A 17,560-nucleotide genomic window follows, 5' to 3' on the forward strand; every position below is an offset into this window, starting at 1 on the left:
CCCCGCAGGCTCAGGGTTGGATGGAGATTTAATGAGCGGGCAGATTTTGTCGAACGAGAAAATACGATGGGCTGTCGTAAGTTTTTTTGTGGAGTGGACGGATGACACAGGCAACCAGCACCAAAGATCGCGTACGCATCAAGAACGTCGAAGTCCTCTCGGACAATTGGTACGTGCTGCGCAAGACCACCTATGACTACCTCGGCCGCGATGGCAAATGGCGTGAGTTGACGCGCGAGACCTACGACCGTGGCAATGGCGCCACTATCCTGCTGTACAACAAGGCCAAGCAAACCGTGGTGTTGACCCGGCAGTTCCGTTTCCCGGCCTTCGTCAATGGCTATGACGAGCTGCTGATCGAAACCTGCGCCGGCCTGTTGGACAACGACGACCCGCACACCTGTATCCGCAAGGAAACCCAAGAGGAAACGGGCTACATCATCCAGGATGTGCGCAAAGTGTTCGAAGCCTTCATGAGCCCGGGGTCGGTGACCGAGCGGGTGCATTTTTTCGTTGGCGAGTACTTCGACGAAGACAAGCAGCACGAAGGCGGTGGCCTGGAAGCCGAGGGTGAAGAGATCGAAGTGCTGGAAATGTCACTCGATCAGGCCCTGGGCATGATCGAGCGCGGTGAGATTTGCGATGGCAAGACCATCATGCTGTTGCAGTACGCCAAGTTGCATCGGTTGCTGGATTAGCCTTCAGCGCCGCCAGGGGGGTGGCTTCACGTCTGCCAAACCGTTCTCGGTAGGCGGAGGGCGGCAAGCCGACAGCGTTCCTGAAGGCCGCTCGGAAACTTTCCACCGAGCGATACCCACATGCCTGCGCGATGCTTACCGTGGGCTGGTCGGTGCTTTCCAGCAGCTCTCGTGCCCGGTTCAGCCGTTCCTGTTGCAGCCAGGCTTTGGGTGCAAGCCCCGTGGTCTCGATGAAACGCCGCAGGAAAGTACGCTCGCTCATGGCGACACGGGCGGCCATGTCGCCCACGCTCGGGGATTGATCCAGATTCTGGCGAATCCACTGCAAAACGCCGCTCAGTTCATGGCGTGGCGACTTGCTCACGGGGGCGACGATGAATTGGGCCTGGCCGCCGGTACGTTGCGGCGCCATGACCAGGCGCCGGGCCACCGAGTTGGCGACATGGGTACCGCAATCGCGGGCAATCAGATGCAGGCAGGCGTCGATGCCCGCCGCGCTTCCGGCTGAAGTGATCAATTGCCCGGCATCCACATACAGCACATTCGCGTCGACGTTGATGCGTGGGTAGCGTTCGGCCAGCTCCTGGGCAAACTGCCAATGGGTGGTCGCGGTTTCACCATCGAGCAGCCCGGTGGCCGCGAGGACGAATACGCCCGAACAGATCGACAGCAAGCGCGCGCCGCGGGCATGTGCTTCGCGCAAGGCTTGCAGCAGCGCCTCGGGAGGTGGCTCGTGACGGCTGCGCCAACCGGGGACGATGATGGTGTGTGCGCTTTCGAGTGCCTCGAGCCCGGCGTCGACGCCAATCTGCAGCCCACCGAACGCACGCATCGGCCCCGGGTCGACGGCCACGATTCGGTGGGTGTACCAGGGAATGTCCAGTTCCGGACGCGGCAGGCCGAATATCTCCAGGGCGATGCCGAATTCGAATACGCAAAGGCCTTCGTAGGCGAGGATGGCCACTGTTCCTGGAGGTGTGTGCATTTGGCGTAAAACCACCGTTTATTGTCATTCGCTGCACTGTAGCGGACGCTCTCGCCTTCCTACAATCGACCGCAGGCTATCAGCAAAACCGAGGCGGTCGCGCCTTGCAACGGGTGGATAAGGAATCGAGATGAAGAAAGTCGCGGTGGTGGGCTGCACCGGTGCTGTGGGCATGACCATGGTGCAACTGCTGGAAGACACCGAATATGAGGTGGTTTGCATGGCATCCGAGCGTTCAGCGGGCAAGCGCCTGAAAGCCGGCAGCCGCGATTACCTGATCGAAGCCTTTTCGGTCGAAGGCTGTGCCGCGTGCGATATCGTGTTCTTGTGTGTGTCTGGCACCTTTGCCCTGGAGTATGGCGAGCGCCTGGCGGAAAACGCCTACGTCATCGATAACTCATCGGCGTTCCGTTATCACCAGGAGATCCCGTTACTCGTCCCGCCGATCAACGGCCAGCGTTACAAGGGCGAAAAGCTGATCGCCAACCCCAACTGTTCTTCGGCCATTGCGCTGATGGTGCTGGGGCCGCTGCATCAAGCCTTCGGCTTGGACAGCGTGATCATTTCCACTTACCAGGCCGCCAGCGGGGCGGGGCAGCCGGCGATGCTGGAGCTGCGGGAGAAGGCCAGGAGCTTCAGCGACTATGGCGATCATGACGACAGCGAGCAGTTCGCCCATAACCTGGCGTTCAACGTGATTCCCCAAGTCGATTCGTTTGAAGCCAATGGCTACACCCGGGAAGAAATGAAGGTGGTCTGGGAGTTGCGCAAGGTTCTCGACGAACCGGTCCTGGCCATCAGCACTACGGCGGTCCGGGTGCCGACCTTGCGCTCCCACGCTGAGAGCCTGAGCCTGCGGTTCAAGAAGCCGATCCAGTCACTGGAGCAGGTGCGTACGTTGCTGCGCGTGGCTCCGGGTGTCGAAGTCCTGGATGAGCCTTCGCGGGGTGTTTATCCGATGCCGATGACATCGACTTACAAGCACGCGGTGGAGGTGGGGCGGATTCGCTATAACCTGATCTACGGCGAGCACGGGCTGGACCTGTTCATCAGTGGTGACCAGTTGCTGCGGGGAGCGGCGTTGAACGCCTTTGAGATCATGCAATTGATCACGCCTTGATCGCACCCGACTGAGCGAAAAATGCGCAGCTCTGTTCAATGGCTGCGCATGCTTTGTTCAACTGGACTGCACCTCGTGGCCTGCCTCTCCCTCACCCAGGTAGAGCGGCGGGTCTGCCTGCTCCGGCAGTTCGATCACCACGCTGAAGTCGCTGATCTCGATGGCGCCCGAACCATGGCCCAGCAAGTGGAAGGAAAATGCCTTGCGCGGTTGCGGGTTGTCGAAACGGATGTCCATCACCAGCGGTTGTTCGGGTGTCACCGCCACGTTCGTGGGCAGGCCCATCGGCACCTCCCGTTCGAACTCCTTGGCCTTGAGGGAAATGTAGGCCGCAGGGGTTGCCTCCAAGGCGCGGATGGTCAGGCTGACGCGGGTCTGGGAACCCTGGGGCATTTCCAGGTATTGGGCACCGATCAGGTTGTCGGTCCAGTCGTTGGTGGCTTGGGCCGCCAGCGGGATTTTTTCGGTGCTGCCGAATTGATAATGCTGGTTCTGGGGCGTGCCTAGGAGCGTCTGGCCGAGGGCTGTGGCCCGTGCGTCGATCAGCCTGGCGCGATGGCCACTGTATTGCCCGGCGTAGACGGCACGATCGGCAAGGAAGCCTTCGCTGCGGTAATCGCGGCAATGCTGCAGGAAATCGCACTCGGTCAACGTGCCTTTGCCGTCGTGGTAGCGCAGCTTGCCGTTGGTGAACGACATGATTTCTCGGCCTGTCGGGTAATCCCTGAACAGCGAGCGACCGGACAACGAAGTGGGCACCGCAAAGCCGAAGTAATCGAGGATCGAGGCCGTCAGGTCCACATGGCCGTAGGTGCCTGCCTTGAGGGTGGGCAAGGGTTCCGGCGCCAGTGTCAGGTTGAATCCCCAGGACGAGGCCAGGCGCACATCGTCGATGCCGTGGGACTCGTCCGAGGTGATGACCACCAGGGTGTTTTCCAGGATGCCTTGGCGCTCCAGGGCCGCCAGGAAGCTCTGCAGAGCGTCGTCCAGGTAACCCACGGCCGCCTGTTTGGCGGTGTCGTAGCGCTGCAAATATTCATCCGGCGCCGAGTAAGGCTGGTGCGTGCCCACGGTCAGCAAGGTGAGCATCCAGGGCTTGTCAGCCTTTTGCAGTTGCCCGACATACTCCAGCGCGCCTTCGAAGAACGCCTTGTCGTCCTTGCCCCAGGGGAACTCCAGGTAGTTGGGCCGGGTGAACCATTCCATGCCCAGGGTCGTGTCGAAGCCGATGTGCGGCATGATCCGGTCCTTGGCCATGAACCGCAGGCCGGCGCCCTGGAGGAAATGGGTGGAAAACCCCTGCTGACGCAGTTGAGCCGGCAGGCAAGCCTGGTTGCGCTGGGTCTGGTTGAGCATTTCGACGCCCTTGGGCGTGCCGTCGTCGAGTTTGTCGTAGTCGCCACACAGCATCGCGTACAGGCCGCGAATGGTCTGGTGGCTGTGCAGGACGTAATCGGGTGTGTTCATGCCGCGTTCGGCCCAGGCGCTGAGATTTGGCATCAGGTTTTCCTGGTAGCGACTGTTCAGGGCCTTGCGATTGGCCTCGACATAGGCGCCGGGAATGCCTTCCAGGGCAATGACCAGGACGTTGCGCGCCCGCCCCGGCGCGGCCAGCAGCGGTTCGCCAGCGAGGTCCAGGCGGGTCAGCCCTGCCATGGCCGGAGCCGGCTCCACGGCATCGCCTTCGATCCATTGCCGGGCCTGGTCCTGTCCGGCGGCGATGCCGGTGGTGATGAGTTGATGGGGCAGGTTGAACACATTCCACTGGTCCGCTTCAGTGGGGCGCCAGGATTGGAGTGCACCATGGGCCAGCAGGAGCAATACGGATAAGGCCCAGGCATGGCGAGGCAAACGTGGCGTCGGTTGGGCGCGGCTGGCCCATTGGACGATCAGCCACACCCCCAGCGCCGCCAGCTGGAGCGCGGCCAGCCAGGGATGGGCGAAGCCACCGCCGCTGGAATTCTCGACGAATTGCGGGTCGATCAGATAACGCGCGTCCGCTGGAGTGGGCATCCGTCCCACCGCGCTGACCAGCTCGACGGTGGCCAGCGTCAACGCACTCCAGGCCAGCAGCACGGGCAGCGTCAGCCACCAGGCGCGACGCTGAAGCAGGGCGACCAGCAACCCGCCGATGCCCAGGTCCGAGAGGTAGCCCAATGGATCAGACCAGCCGAGGGCGAGGCGCAGGCCCATGGGGACGAGTAACACACAGCCAGTCAGGGCGATGAGGGAGGCGAGGGGATGGGTTGCAGCGCGGTAAATCATATTCACAAAAATGGGCCTTTCGGTTGAAGCCAATCCATTGAGCGGACACCTCTCCACAGGAGGAGCTTCCTTCGGTCATGAAATTGTCATGGAAAGCGATGGTACCAAGGGCGCTCACCCGTGGCCGGAACAAGCTCCAGTGTCCGGCTGCGCCTGGCTGTGGTTCACTGGCCCAGGCCCCTACAATGGCGGCTTGGCGCCGCTTTGAGGCGTGCAAAAAACTTGTATCAGGATTTCTCGTCGGGGGGATGGATGGACAGGTTCCAGGAAATGCAGGTCTTTGTCGCCGTGGCCCAGGAGGCGGGTTTTTCGGCGGCGGCGCGGCGTGTCGGGTTGTCGGCGGCCAGCGTCACCCGCGCTGTGGCGGCGCTGGAACAACGCATTGGTACGCCGTTGCTGGTGCGCACCACCCGCAATGTGTACCTGAGTGAAGCGGGTCAACGTTTTCTCGAGGACTGTCGGCGGATCCTCGCCGATCTACAGGAAGCCGAGGATTCGGCGGCCGGCAGCCACGTCCAGCCCCGTGGACAACTGGTGGTGACCGCGCCGGTATTGTTCGGCCAATTGTTCGTCACGCCGGTGCTGGTCGATTACCTGCAACGCTTTCCCGAGGTCAGCATCAATGCCTTGCTGCTCGATCGCACCGTCAGCATGGTCGAGGAAGGTATCGACGTGGCTGTGCGCATTGGCGAGTTGCCGGACAGCAACCTGCACGCCATCCGTGTCGGCGAAGTGCGCCGGGTGGTCTGTGGCGCCCCAGGTTTCTTCGCGCAGCATGGTCGACCCCGGCATCCGGAAGACCTGGAGCGCATGCCTGTGGTGGCGTCCTCGGCCATTGGCCAGATCAGGAACTGGGCGTTTGTCGACGCCGGTCAAACCTTGTCGGTCCGGCCGGTGCCGCGCTTGGTGGTGACGGCCAACCAGGCGGCGATCACGGCGGCCTGCCAGGGACTGGGGGTGACGCGCGTCTTGTCTTATCAGGTCGCGGGCAACCTGGCGGCTGGCGAACTGGAGATCGTCCTGGCGGATTTCGAACTGCCGCCCCTGCCCATCCACGTGGTGTATCAAGGCGGGCGCAATGCGCCGGCGCGGGTCCGCAGTTTTGTCGACTTCACCGTCAGTGCGTTGCGCGAACATCCGGCATTGGGCGACTGAAAGCGCGGCGGCGCCTCGAAGCGTTTCGTTTCGGTCTGGCAGGTATTAATCTGCCGTTTTTTTGGGGTGAGGCTTCATGACTTTTCTTTTGCGGCTGTCGCTGGCCCTCACGGTGTGGCTGTTGAGCTGCTGCGAAAAACCCCCGGCCCCGGTCCTCGATCAGCAGCTGTATATCTGGCAACGCCAGTGGACACCGGCCCACGAGCTGGCGCTGCGCGGCAGCCATGACGATTTTTCCAGTTTGCGTGTGCTGGCGTTGCAGGCTTTTCCCGGGGCCGGCTGGAGCCGGGCGCGAATCGATCCGGCATTGCTCAAGGCGGATGGTCGGGCACTGATCGCGGTGATCCGCCTCGACGGTCAGCTCAAGTCCCTGGACCAGGACGATGTGATCGCACAGATCCAGCAGGTATTGAGTGATTGGCAAGCCCAGGGCCTGGCCCCGGTGGGCGTGGAGATTGACCACGATGCCGGCAATGCGCGGTTGCCGGCCTACGGCAAGTTCCTCGCCCAACTGCGCAAGACCTTGCCGGACACGCTGCGTTTGAGCATCACTGCGTTACCGGCCTGGCTCGACAGCCCTGCATTGCCTGGGTTGCTGGAGACGGTCGACAGCAGCGTGTTGCAGGTCCATGCGGTGCGGGATCCGCGGCAGGGGCTGTTCGATGCGAAACTGGCCCGGCGCTGGGCCGAGCGCTGGGACCGGGTCACTGAGCGACCGTTCTACCTGGCGCTGCCGGCCTACGGCATGGCGTTGCTGGCGACGGAAAGCGGCGTGCCGGTGGTGGAAAGTGAAGTGCCGATCGATCGAGGCGGCGAGCGTCAGGAGTTGCTGGCAGACCCGCAACAAGTGGCCGGGCTTGCGGCAAGTTTGCGCAGCGACCCCTTGGAACACCTGGCCGGGCTGATCTGGTTTCGCCTGCCACTGGCGGGCGACCGGCGCGCCTGGAGCCTGACCACCCTCGGCGCGGTCGCCCGGGGGGACAGCCTGACCAGTCGCCTGGCCGTGCACCTGCAAGAACGGGACGGCTTGTATGACATTCGCCTGGTGAACCAGGGCAATCTCGACAGCCCCTGGCCCCAGCGCCTGACACTGCCTGTCGGCGTGTGTGACGGGGTCGATGCCCTGGCGGGTTACACGTTGCAACAAACGCCCGGACTGCTTACCTTCACCCGCATTCAGGAAGGCCGCCTGGCCGCTGGCGCACAGCGGGCAATCGGCTGGGCGCGCTGTACAAAAATTGAACAAGGAGCTTTCAATGTTGACCCGTAAGTGGCCCCGTCGCCTGCTTTGCCTGAGCCTCAGTCTGCCGCTGGGCCAGGTGTTGGCCTGCGGGCCGGAATTCGGGATACGCCTGCTGGATGACCGCGCCCAGTCCCTGGCCGATTTGCCGGAAGGCAACTTCCGCTTTGAAATCAGTCGCCTCGGTCATGTGATTGCCGGGCTCAAGCCGGCCAGCGAAGAGACGTTCAATCCGGACTACAACTACGACGATCTGCCGACCTACGTTGCCCACCGCAACCAGGCCGAGCCGATGGGCCTCACGCCGCCGCAAAAAGCGGTGGTGGAACGCTTGCGCGCGCTGGACGATGTCGATCAGGTCGCCAGCGAAGCAGCGAATCTGCCCGCCGAACTGCGCCTGTATGCGATCGGCGCGGCGGCGTTCAGTGCCGCCGACTATCAACGTGCCGCCGAGTCGTTCCGGGAGTTGTTGGCGTTGCCAGCCGATCAGCGTCCATTGCGCAGCACCTGGGCCGCCTATTCCCTGGGACGGGCGTTGTTCAGCCTGAGTGCCGAGGCGGGCCGCGGTGAACCGGCCGTGTTGCTCGAGCAGGCCCGCGCGGCGTTCCGCCAGACGCGGGAATTGAGCATTGCCGGTTTCAGCGATCCGTTGGAGTTGGGTATCGCCAGCCTCGGCGAAGAGGCGAGGGTGGCTTATACCGTCGACGATTGGAACAGCGCCATTGACCTGTATGCGACCCAGTCCTTGCAAGGTTCGCAGGTCGGCTACAGCTCGTTGCTGCAACTGGCGGGCGACCTCAGCACCCAGTCGGATGAGCGTTTGCGCCAGTTGCTCGAACACAAGGCTGTGCAGCAATTGCTCACGGCGTATCTGCTCAGTCGCGTGGGCTGGTGGGGGGGCGAAGAACCCTCGATCGATAAACACCTCGTCGAGCTGCTGCAAGCCAGCACCCGCAACAGCCTGGAGAACGCCGAGCGTCTCGCGGCGGTGAGTTATCAGCATGCCGATTACGACAGCGCCAAGGCTTTTGTAGACAAGGCCGCCGACAGCGGTTTGGCCTGGTGGGTACGCGCCAAACTGGCCCTGCGCGACGGTGACAAGGTGGCTGCTGCGGCGGCGTACGCCAAGGCCTCCCAGGCCTTCCCCAAGGAAGAGAGCTGGGGTGGTCGACGCAACGCCAATTGGGATTACGAGGTGGTGCAGCCCAAGTGTCGGGTCGAGGGCGAAAGCGCGATCCTGGCCTTGCAGCGCGGGGACTACTTGCAAGCGTTCGATCAGCTTTATCGCGCCCAGAGCCTCTATTGGTACGACGCCGCGATGGTGGCCGAACGGGTGCTCACGCTCGCGGAACTCAAGCAGTATGTCGACGCGCAAGTCCCGGCGCCGCCGGCCTTGAGCCAGCAGGACCGCGACAACTACGTGCCGTTGCCCGTGGCGGCGAGCCTGCGCGATCTTTTGGGCCGGCGCTTGTTGCGCGAAGGGCATTACGATGAGGCGCCGGCCTATTTCGACAACCCGGACCTGCAAAACAAGGCCAAGGCCTATGCGCAGCTGCGCCAGGAAGCCGAATCCAAGTGGTGGCCGAGCAGCCGGGCCGAGGCGTACTTCAATGCGTCCACACTGGCCCGCAAATGGGGCATGGAACTGCTCGGCTACGAGATGGCGCCGGACTACGCCAGCTTGGGCGGCAGTTATAGCCTGGAACCGGTTGAGCTGAAGGTCGGGCCGCTGGTGGCTGAAGGCGAGGTGCAACGCCAACAGGCCAGTGCGGCACAACCGGACGTGCGCTATCACTATCGCTTTGTCGCCACGGCGCTGGCGAGCCAGGCGGCGGACCTGTTGCCCCACACCAGCCAGGCCTTCGCGGCGGTGCTGTGCAAGGCGGTGAGCTACAACTCCAGCCTGGAGGAGCAAAGCGCGTTGTATCAGCGTTACGTCAAGGAGGGCCCTTATGTGGAGTGGGCCGGAGACTTTGGTCATCAATGCCAGGAGCCGGATTTCCGCAAGGCGGACAAACGCTACGTCACCCAGGCCGTGGAGCCGGTTCGCTCAGCGCTGCGGCCTTACAAGGCGTGGCTGGAAGCGGGTGGTACCGTGCTGGTAGTGGCGGTGGCGTTGGGGTGGATCAGTCGGCGCCGGCGCAAGGCGCGGATGTCGGCCCAATAAGCGCAAGATTCCTTGTGGGAGCAAAGCTTGCTCGCGAAGGCGGCGGCACGATCGACACGGATACAAGTTGATCCACCGTTTTCACGAGCGAGCCCGCCCCCACAAAGGGGGCAGGCGCCTACATCTGCGTCGCCATCCCCTCCACGTCCATCGCTGCCTGGCGCAACGCCTCCGAGCGCGTCGGATGAGGGTGGCAGGTCAGGGCGATGTCTTCGGCCGAGGCGCTGAACTCCATGGCCACGCAGTATTCGCCGATCATCTCGCTGACACTTGGGCCAACCAGGTGCACACCGAGGATCTCATCGGTACGCTCGTCCGCCAGGACCTTGGCGAATCCTTCTGTCTCGTGGTTGATCTTCGCCCGGCTGTTGGCCGTGAACGGAAATTTCCCGACTTTGTAGGCACGACCTTCGGCTTTGAGCTGTTCCTCGGTCTTGCCGACGCTGGCCAGTTCCGGGCGGGTATAGATGACGCTGGGGATCAGCGCATAGTTGACCTCGGCCGCTTTGCCGGCGATCTGTTCGATACAGGCCATGGCTTCGTCCTCGGCCTTGTGGGCCAGCATCGGTCCGGACGTGACATCGCCAATCACCCAGACGCCCGGCGCTTGCGTGCGGTGCTGCTGGTTGGTGAGCATGCCGCGCTTGTCCGGGCTCAGCCCGACGTTCTCCAGCCCCAGCCCTTGGGTGTAGGGCCGCCGACCGATGGCGACCAGCACGTAATCGGCGTCCAGTTGCTGCGCCTCGCCGCCCGCGGCCGGTTCGACCTGCAACTGCACGCCGCTTGCCGAGGACACGGCGCCAGTGACCTTGGCGCTGAGTTTGAACTCGATGCCCTGCTTGCCCAAGGCCCGTTGCAGGGTCTTGCCGGCCTCGGCGTCTACGCCAGGGCAGATGCGATCAAGGTATTCCACCACCGTCACCCGGGCGCCCAGGCGCCGCCAGACTGAACCCAGTTCGAGGCCGATGACGCCCGCGCCGATCACGACCAGGTGGCGAGGCACTTCGCTCAAGGACAACGCGCCGGTGGAATCGAGGATGCGCTGGTTATCGATCTCCACGCCGGGCAGCGGCATGGGCTGCGAGCCGGTGGCGATGACGATGTCCTTGGCGCTGAGTTCTGTCTTGTCGCCGTCGTCGCGGGTGACCGTCACCTTGCCCGGTCCGTCGATGTGGCCCCAGCCTTTGATCCAGTCGACCTTGTTCTTGCGAAACAGAAACTCGATACCCTTGGTCAGCCCGGTGACGCTTTCGTCCTTCTGTTTCATCATTTGCGCGAGGTTGAGGGTGGGGCTGACGTCGATGCCCAGGTTGGCAAACTCCGCGCCGGTGGCCGCTTCGTAGAGTTCCGAGGCATGGAGCAGGGCTTTGGAAGGCATGCAGCCGACGTTCAGGCACGTGCCCCCGAGGGTGGCACGGCCCTCGACGCAGGCTGCCTTCAACCCCAGTTGTCCGGCGCGGATGGCCGCGTTATAGCCACCAGGACCGCCACCCAGAATGATCACATCGTAATGACTCATTACCGTTTCCTCGTTGGGTCGAAAAATTATGCTCGTAATATGAGCGCTCCCGCAGATTTCGGTCAAGGCTTAAGTCAAGGCGCAGGGATGGGGCCTGTCATGAAGAATTCAAAACAGAAATTTCACAGAAATCGTTATAAGGTAACGACTTGAGCAGCGGTGGCGATTAGGCTTTGTACGAAAGTCGCCGAGCGGCGATCAGGCAAGGCGAAAACAGGCGAGGAACGGCCGGGGTCGCGCCCGACTTGACTGGTTGTCAATGAGCATTCCGAGCCTGTTTTCAACGCAGCATGATCGTCGCGCAGGCACTTTTCGTACAAAGTCCTAGCCACGGGCGCTGATTTTGCTCGTCACAAGCTGGGGTGGTATGCAAGTCGATCGTGATGTCGAGGGGGCACAACTGGCCGAGTGGCCACGCTTTCAACAGGCGCCGTTCCACGGGCGGCGCCTGCGCTGGATCGCCTGCGCGTTGGCCGGTGTGGCGAGCCTGGGGTGGGTGCTGGCGTTCTTTATCGGATTGTTTTCGCCGCAGTCGCTTTGGCCGGCCGTGCTGGTCAGCCAGAGTGCCGGACTGTGGGTCCTGGTCGCGGGCCTGCAATCGGCCTGGTGGATCACCCAATGGCGCACCAGGATTCTGTCGCCGGCCGTGGATATCGCTGTGGCGGCGGAGGAGCCGGTTGAGCACTTGGGCTGGTATGAACGATTGCTTGAGCGTATCGGTGCCCGTTGGGTCGGCCTGCTGGAGCAAATCGGTACGCCGGTTTTGTGGCTGGCCGGCTGGGCGCTGTTGGTGCTGCTGAGCTTGCAGCACACTTGGGACCTGACCTTACCGGCGGCCAGCCTCGGCGTGTCGGCCAGTGTGGGCGCGGTGGGCTCGTTGTTGTTGGCGTTCGGGTTGTTGGTGTTCGAGCGTCAGATGGCCCAGCAAACCCCGGCGCAATGGCCGGAGGCGTCGCAGCTGGCGCAACTGACGCGGGTAGCGATCATCGTGCTGGTGCTCGGTGCCTTGGGTTTGCTGTTCGCCAGGCAAGGGGCCGAGTGGCCGGCGCGCCTGGCGGTGTTGATGGGCCTCTTGCCGGGGCTGGTGGCGGTGGAGTTGTTGCTGCGCGCCGTGTTGTCGTTGTTCACCGCGCGCCGGGACTCGTTGGAGCCGACACTGCTGGGGCGCAGTGTGATCGCCGGTCTGCTGCGCTGGCCGCCGCAACCGCTGCAGGCCCTGCAACACGAGCTGCATAACCGTTTCGGCATCGACCTGCGCCAGATCTGGGCCTTTAGCTACATGCGTCGTGCGTTCCTGCCGGTGCTGGTGCTGGTGTCGTTGGTGGGCTGGTTGTTGACCGGCGTGCATGAAGTACCGCTGCAAGGGCGCGGGATTTATGAGCGCTTCGGTAAGCCGGTGCAGGTGTTCGGCCCAGGCCTGCACGTCGGGATGCCTTGGCCATGGGGCAGGGTGTTGAACGTCGAGAACGGCGTCGTCCATGAACTGGCCACCAGTGTCGGCGACAAGCCGGCAGCCCTGGAGGCTGACCCGGCCGAGGGGCCGGCGCCGGCAGTCGCCAATCGGTTGTGGGACGCCAGCCATGTCAACGATAAATCCCAGGTCATCGCCAGTCGCCATGCCGACCAGCAGAGCTTCCAGATCGTCAACATGGATGTGCGTTTCGTCTATCGCATCGGCCTGACTGACGCGGCGGCGCTGGCGGCGACCTACAACAGCGCGGACGTGCCGCTGCTGATCCGCAGCACCGCCAGCCGGATCCTGGTACATGAATTCGCTTCGCGCACGTTGGACGGTTTGTTGGGCGCCGACCGTGTCAGCCTCGCCGATGAAATCGGCCGTGCGGTGCAGGCTGATTTGCAGGCATTGGACAGTGGAGTGGAGATCCTGGCCACGGTGGTCGAAGCGATTCATCCGCCAGCGGGCGCGGCCAATGCCTACCACGGCGTACAAGCGGCGCAAATCGGCGCCCAGGCGCTGATCGCCCGCGAGCGTGGCGCGGCGGCGGAGCAGACTAACCAGGCGCAGTTGCAAGCCAGCGTCGCCCATGACCAGGCCCAAGCCTCGGCCCGGGAGATCAATGCGAGTGCCGAGGCCGCCGACTTGCGCTTCAACGCCGAACGCAAAGCCTACGCAACGGCCGGTCACGCTTTTGTGTTGGAGCAGTACCTCCGTCAACTGAGTCACGGCCTGGGTAATGCCCGGCTGCTGATTCTTGATCATCGGTTGGGTGGCAGCGGCAACGCGCCGACCATCGACCTGCGGACCTTCCCGCTGCCGGCAGACCCCGCGTCGCCGCGTAACCCTGTCCAGCCAGGAGCTGCCCATTGAGCCAGTCTTCGTTACACGATCATAGCCACGTCGGTCACGAGCACGCCGGCCACGATCACGGCCATGCCGGCCATCACCATGGGCATCATCACCACCATCACGGCGGGCCAGAACAAGCCGGCCCGTTCCCCTGGCGGCGGATGGGTTGGGCGGCGTTGCTGGTGGCGTTTGCTGTCGCGGCGGCCAGCCTGGTCCAGGTACGTTCGGGGGAGGCGACGGTCATCACCCGGTTTGGCAACCCGGTACGGGTATTGTTGCAGCCCGGCCTGGGCTGGCGTTGGCCGGCGCCGTTCGAGGCGGCGATCCCCGTGGACCTGCGATTACGCACCACCTCCAGCGGGCTACAGGATGTCGGTACGCGGGACGGGTTGCGGATTATCGTTCAGGCGTACGTGGCCTGGCAGGTACAAGGTGACCCGGACAACGTGCAGCGTTTCATGCGGGCGGTACAGAACCAGCCGGATGAAGCGGCGCGGCAGATCCGTACGTTTGTCGGCTCGGCGCTGGAAACCACTGCGGCCAGTTTCGACCTGGCGAATCTGGTCAATACCGATGCCAGCCAAGTGCGCATCGCCGATTTCGAAGCGCAATTGCGCCAGCAGATCGAGCAGCAACTGCTCACCACTTATGGTGTGCGGGTGCTGCAAGTCGGCATCGAGCGCCTGACCTTGCCTTCGGTGACGCTGACCGCGACGGTTGACCGCATGCGCGCCGAGCGTGAAACCATCGCCACCGAGCGCACCGCCATCGGCAAACGGGAGGCGGCGCAGATCCGTTCCGCCGCCGAGCGTGATGCGCGAATCCTGCAAGCTGACGCCACGGTGAAAGCCGCCGATATCGAAGCGCAATCGCGGGTCGAAGCGGCGCAGATCTATGGCCGGGCCTACGCCGGCTCGCCGCAGCTCTACAACCTGCTGCGCTCATTGGACACCCTTGGCACGATTGTCAGCCCGAGCACCAAGCTGGTCTTGCGCACTGACTCGGCGCCGTTTCGCGTCTTGGTGGACGGTCCGCCTTCCGTGGAACCCAAGGCTGGAACACAACCATGAATGAAGTTCCACGTGGAACAAACGAGTTGTCCAGTCCATGGGTCCAGGCCGGGCGCCTGGCTTTCGTGGCGCTTTACGCCGTCACGGTTCTGGCGGCGCTGGCCTGGGTTTTTTCCAATGTGAGGCAGATCGATCCGCAGGATCGGGCGGTGGTGTTGCACTTTGGTGTGCTGGACCGCATCCAGAATGCCGGCCTGTTATTGGCCTGGCCGTCACCGGTGGAACAAGTGATTCTGTTACCCGCGGCGGATCGGGTACTGGAGCGGCGGGTCGAGAGTCTGCTGCGCTCGGATGCCGCCTTGCAGGCTGACCGTGTCGCCAGTTTCGCCACGCCGGTCAACGATGCCTTGGCCGGCTCGGGTTATTTATTGACCGGCGATGCGGGCGTGGTGCAGCTGGATGTTCGGCTGTTCTACAAGGTCACCGAACCTTATGCGTATGTCTTGCAGGGCGAGCACGTGCTGCCGGCGTTGGATCGCTTGGCGACCCGCAGTGCGCTGGCGCTGACCGCGGCCAGGGATCTGGACACCATTCTGGTCGCCCGGCCCGAACTGATGGGCAGCGACAACCAGGCCGCGGAACGCCGCGAACGCTTGCGCGGTGACCTGGTGCAGGGGGTCAACCGCCGCTTGGCCGAACTGGCGGCGACAGGGCAGGGGTTGGGCATCGAAGTGATGCGGGTCGATGTGCAGTCGAGCCTGCCAGGGCCGGCGGTGAGTGCGTTCAATGCGGTGCTGACCGCCAGCCAGCAGGCCGACAAAGCCATCGCCAACGCGCGCACCGAAGCCGAAAAATTGACCCAGACCGCGCGCCAGGATGCCGACCGGGCCCTGCAAGTGGCCCATGCCCAGGCCAGTGAGCGCCTGGCCAAAGCCTCCACCGACACCGCCACGGTGCTGGGGCTGGCGAAAACCCAAGGCAGCGACCCGCAAATGTTGCTACGCCTTTACCGCGAACGCATGCCTGCGATCCTTCACCAGGCCGGTTCAGTGACCACGGTCGATCCGAAAGACGATGCCCGCCTGATTCTCCAAGGAGCTGAGCAATGACCGCTCAAACCGTCGCCGCCCCCATGCTGTCAGGCGCCGAGCAACGCGCTGCCGCTCGGCAACTGACCCTGGCGATGCTCGCGCTCGGCCTGCTCGCCTTGGGCCTGGCCTGGCGTGGCTGGTCACCGGAACAGGCCGGCGTGAGTCAACTGTTGCTGGGATTCGCTTCGCTGCTGGTGGCCGTGCCGGTGATGCGCTCGGCCTGGTACAGCTTGCGTTACCCGAGCTTGCACGGGCTCACCGACCAACTGATCGCCCTGGCGATGCTGGGCGCCTGGGCGACCGGCGACCTGCTGACCGCCGCGTTGCTGCCGATCATCATGATTTTCGGCCATGTGCTGGAGGAGCGCAGTGTCATCGGCTCCCAGGAGGCGATCCACGCCCTTGGCCAATTGACTCGCAGTCAAGGTCGCAAGGTACAGGCCGACGGGACGATCGTCGACGTGGACAACGGTACGCTCAGGCCGGGCGATGTGGTGGAGGTACGTGCCGGTGACCGGGTTCCGGCTGACGGCCGGGTATTGTCCGGCCAGGCCAGCCTCGACACCGCGCCGATCACCGGCGAATCGGTGCCGCTGGAGACCGTGGTGGGTACCGAAGTCTTCGGGGGGGCCATCAATCTCGATGGGTTGCTGCGCCTGGAAGTGACTCGCACCGGCGGTGAATCGACACTGGGCAAGGTCATCGCCCTGATGCAAAGCGCAGAGCGTTCGAAGCCGCCCATCACCCGATTGTTGGAGCGTTACGCCGGTAGCTACCTGGTGTTGGTGTTGCTGCTGGCGGCCGTGACCTGGTTTGTGACCCACGATGCCCAGGCGATGCTGGCGGTGTTGGTGGCGGCGTGTCCTTGCGCGCTGGTGCTGTCGGCGCCGGCTACGGCCATCGCCGGGATCGCCGTGGCCGCGCGCCATGGCATCCTGATTCGCAGCTCGGCGTTCCTCGAAGAGCTGGCGGATCTGACTTCCCTGGTGGTCGACAAGACGGGCACCCTGACCTTCGGGACTCTGCGCCTGCAATCCATCGAAAGCGCCCGCGATGATCATTCCTCCTTGCTGCCGCTGGCCGCCAGCCTCGGTTCGGCCAGCAGTCATCCGGTCAGCCGAGCCTTGGCTGGGCTGGTGGAGCAAGGGCAACACTGGCCGCTGCTGAACATTCGCGAACGCCAGGGCCTGGGTATCGTGGCGATGACCGAACAGGGCGAAGCCGCACTCGGTCGGCCAGAGCTGTTCGTCCAACTGGGCATCGCCACGGCGGCGATCCCCGAACACGACGGCCCGATTGCCGGATTGGCCTTGGGTGGACAGTTTCTCGCCTGGCTGCTGCTGGCCGACAGCATCAAGCCGGAAGCGCGGACGGCCATGGCGCAATTGCGCGAACTGGGTCTGGGGCGGCAGTTGCTGTTGACGGGGGACCGCCAAAGCGTGGCCAGCACGTTGGCCCGGGAGGTTGGCATCAGCGACGTCCAGGCCCAGGCCCTGCCGGAAGATAAGCTCAAGCGGGTCATGAACGAGATCGACCATGGCTTCCGGCCAATGGTCGTCGGCGACGGTATCAACGACTCCCTCGCGCTGAAGGCCGGGGTAGTGGGCGTCGCCATGGGCGCGGGAGGCGCGGATATCGCCCTGGCGTCGGCGGACATCGTACTGATCGGCAGCGACTTGAGGCGTCTGGGCACCTGCGTGCGGCTCAGTCGCCAGTGTCGGCGTACGTTGCAGTTCAACGTGATCATTGGCCTGGGCTGGACCCTGGCGATCGTCGCGTTCGCGGCGTTCGGCTGGCTCGGCGCGGCGGGGGCGATGATTGCGGCCTTGCTGCACAACTTGAGCACGCTGCTAGTATTGGGTAATGCCGGACGATTGCTACGCTTCCACGAGCCACTGCTGAAAATCCAGGGACCCGAAGCCGCTGGATAGCTCTGGCGAACTGTGCGCCGCACTTGCAGTCTGCTATTGGAGAGGGGTTACCACCGCAGTTTTACCCGTTG

Annotated in this window: 12 protein-coding genes; 9 read left to right on the top strand and 3 right to left on the bottom strand. The window is 63.8% G+C overall.

The window, feature by feature from the left end; genetic code table 11:
* Positions 1–101 precede the first annotated feature (101 nt).
* Positions 102–698: a GDP-mannose pyrophosphatase NudK gene (gene nudK / locus N4Q37_RS12920; RefSeq protein ID WP_260958384.1), complete on the top strand. Its 597-nt coding sequence runs from the start codon at positions 102–104 to the stop codon at positions 696–698.
* Here nudK and ftrA read toward each other — a convergent pair.
* Positions 655–1,683, bottom strand: a complete 1,029-nt coding sequence (gene ftrA, locus N4Q37_RS12925) for a transcriptional regulator FtrA (RefSeq protein WP_260958385.1) — start codon at positions 1,681–1,683, stop codon at positions 655–657. The genes nudK and ftrA overlap by 44 nt on opposite strands.
* 130 nt (positions 1,684–1,813) lie before the next feature.
* Between ftrA and N4Q37_RS12930 the strand changes: the two genes are divergently transcribed.
* Positions 1,814–2,803: an aspartate-semialdehyde dehydrogenase gene (locus N4Q37_RS12930; protein ID WP_260958386.1), complete on the top strand. Its 990-nt coding sequence runs from the start codon at positions 1,814–1,816 to the stop codon at positions 2,801–2,803.
* 57 nt (positions 2,804–2,860) lie between these two features.
* On the opposite strand, the gene N4Q37_RS12935 is transcribed toward N4Q37_RS12930, so the two are convergent.
* Positions 2,861–5,074, bottom strand: a complete 2,214-nt coding sequence (locus tag N4Q37_RS12935) for an LTA synthase family protein (RefSeq protein ID WP_260958387.1) — start codon at positions 5,072–5,074, stop codon at positions 2,861–2,863.
* 246 nt (positions 5,075–5,320) lie between these two features.
* On the opposite strand from N4Q37_RS12935, the gene N4Q37_RS12940 reads away from it, so the two are divergent.
* The 3 genes from N4Q37_RS12940 to N4Q37_RS12950 all read left to right on the top strand — a co-directional run bounded on the left by N4Q37_RS12940 (position 5,321) and on the right by N4Q37_RS12950 (position 9,630).
* A complete protein-coding gene (locus N4Q37_RS12940; RefSeq protein ID WP_260958388.1) occupies positions 5,321–6,223 on the top strand; it encodes a LysR family transcriptional regulator in 903 nt (300 codons plus the stop codon).
* A gap of 76 nt (positions 6,224–6,299) precedes the next feature.
* The gene (locus N4Q37_RS12945; RefSeq protein ID WP_260958389.1) at positions 6,300–7,493 is read left to right on the top strand and encodes a DUF3142 domain-containing protein; all 1,194 of its coding nucleotides are present in this window, start codon (positions 6,300–6,302) and stop codon (positions 7,491–7,493) included.
* Positions 7,480–9,630: a hypothetical protein gene (locus tag N4Q37_RS12950; protein WP_260958390.1), complete on the top strand. Its 2,151-nt coding sequence runs from the start codon at positions 7,480–7,482 to the stop codon at positions 9,628–9,630. Before N4Q37_RS12945 ends, N4Q37_RS12950 begins: the two co-directional genes overlap by 14 nt.
* A 118-nt stretch (positions 9,631–9,748) precedes the next feature.
* On the opposite strand, the gene lpdA is transcribed toward N4Q37_RS12950, so the two are convergent.
* The gene (gene lpdA, locus N4Q37_RS12955) at positions 9,749–11,149 is read right to left on the bottom strand and encodes a dihydrolipoyl dehydrogenase (RefSeq protein ID WP_260958391.1); all 1,401 of its coding nucleotides are present in this window, start codon (positions 11,147–11,149) and stop codon (positions 9,749–9,751) included.
* 367 nt (positions 11,150–11,516) lie between these two features.
* On the opposite strand from lpdA, the gene hflK (N4Q37_RS12960) reads away from it, so the two are divergent.
* The 4 genes from hflK (N4Q37_RS12960) to N4Q37_RS12975 are packed head-to-tail and all read left to right on the top strand — an operon-like array spanning position 11,517 to position 17,489.
* Positions 11,517–13,478 carry a protease modulator HflK gene (hflK, locus tag N4Q37_RS12960; RefSeq protein WP_260958392.1) on the top strand — a complete coding sequence of 654 codons (1,962 nt, stop codon included), beginning with the start codon at positions 11,517–11,519 and terminating at the stop codon, positions 13,476–13,478.
* On the top strand, positions 13,475–14,527 hold the full coding sequence (hflC, locus tag N4Q37_RS12965; RefSeq protein ID WP_260958393.1) for a protease modulator HflC: 1,053 nt from the start codon (positions 13,475–13,477) through the stop codon (positions 14,525–14,527). The genes hflK (N4Q37_RS12960) and hflC overlap by 4 nt, the downstream gene beginning before the upstream one ends.
* A complete protein-coding gene (gene hflK / locus N4Q37_RS12970) occupies positions 14,524–15,576 on the top strand; it encodes a protease modulator HflK (RefSeq protein ID WP_260958394.1) in 1,053 nt (350 codons plus the stop codon). The genes hflC and hflK (N4Q37_RS12970) overlap by 4 nt, the downstream gene beginning before the upstream one ends.
* Complete coding sequence (locus N4Q37_RS12975; protein ID WP_260958395.1) at positions 15,573–17,489, top strand: cation-translocating P-type ATPase; 1,917 nt, start codon at positions 15,573–15,575, stop codon at positions 17,487–17,489. Before hflK (N4Q37_RS12970) ends, N4Q37_RS12975 begins: the two co-directional genes overlap by 4 nt.
* Positions 17,490–17,560: the final 71 nt, after the last annotated feature.

Origin of the sequence: Pseudomonas citri (assembly GCF_025336485.1) — a bacterium.
In the GTDB taxonomy this organism is placed as follows: Bacteria; Pseudomonadota; Gammaproteobacteria; order Pseudomonadales; family Pseudomonadaceae; genus Aquipseudomonas; species Aquipseudomonas citri.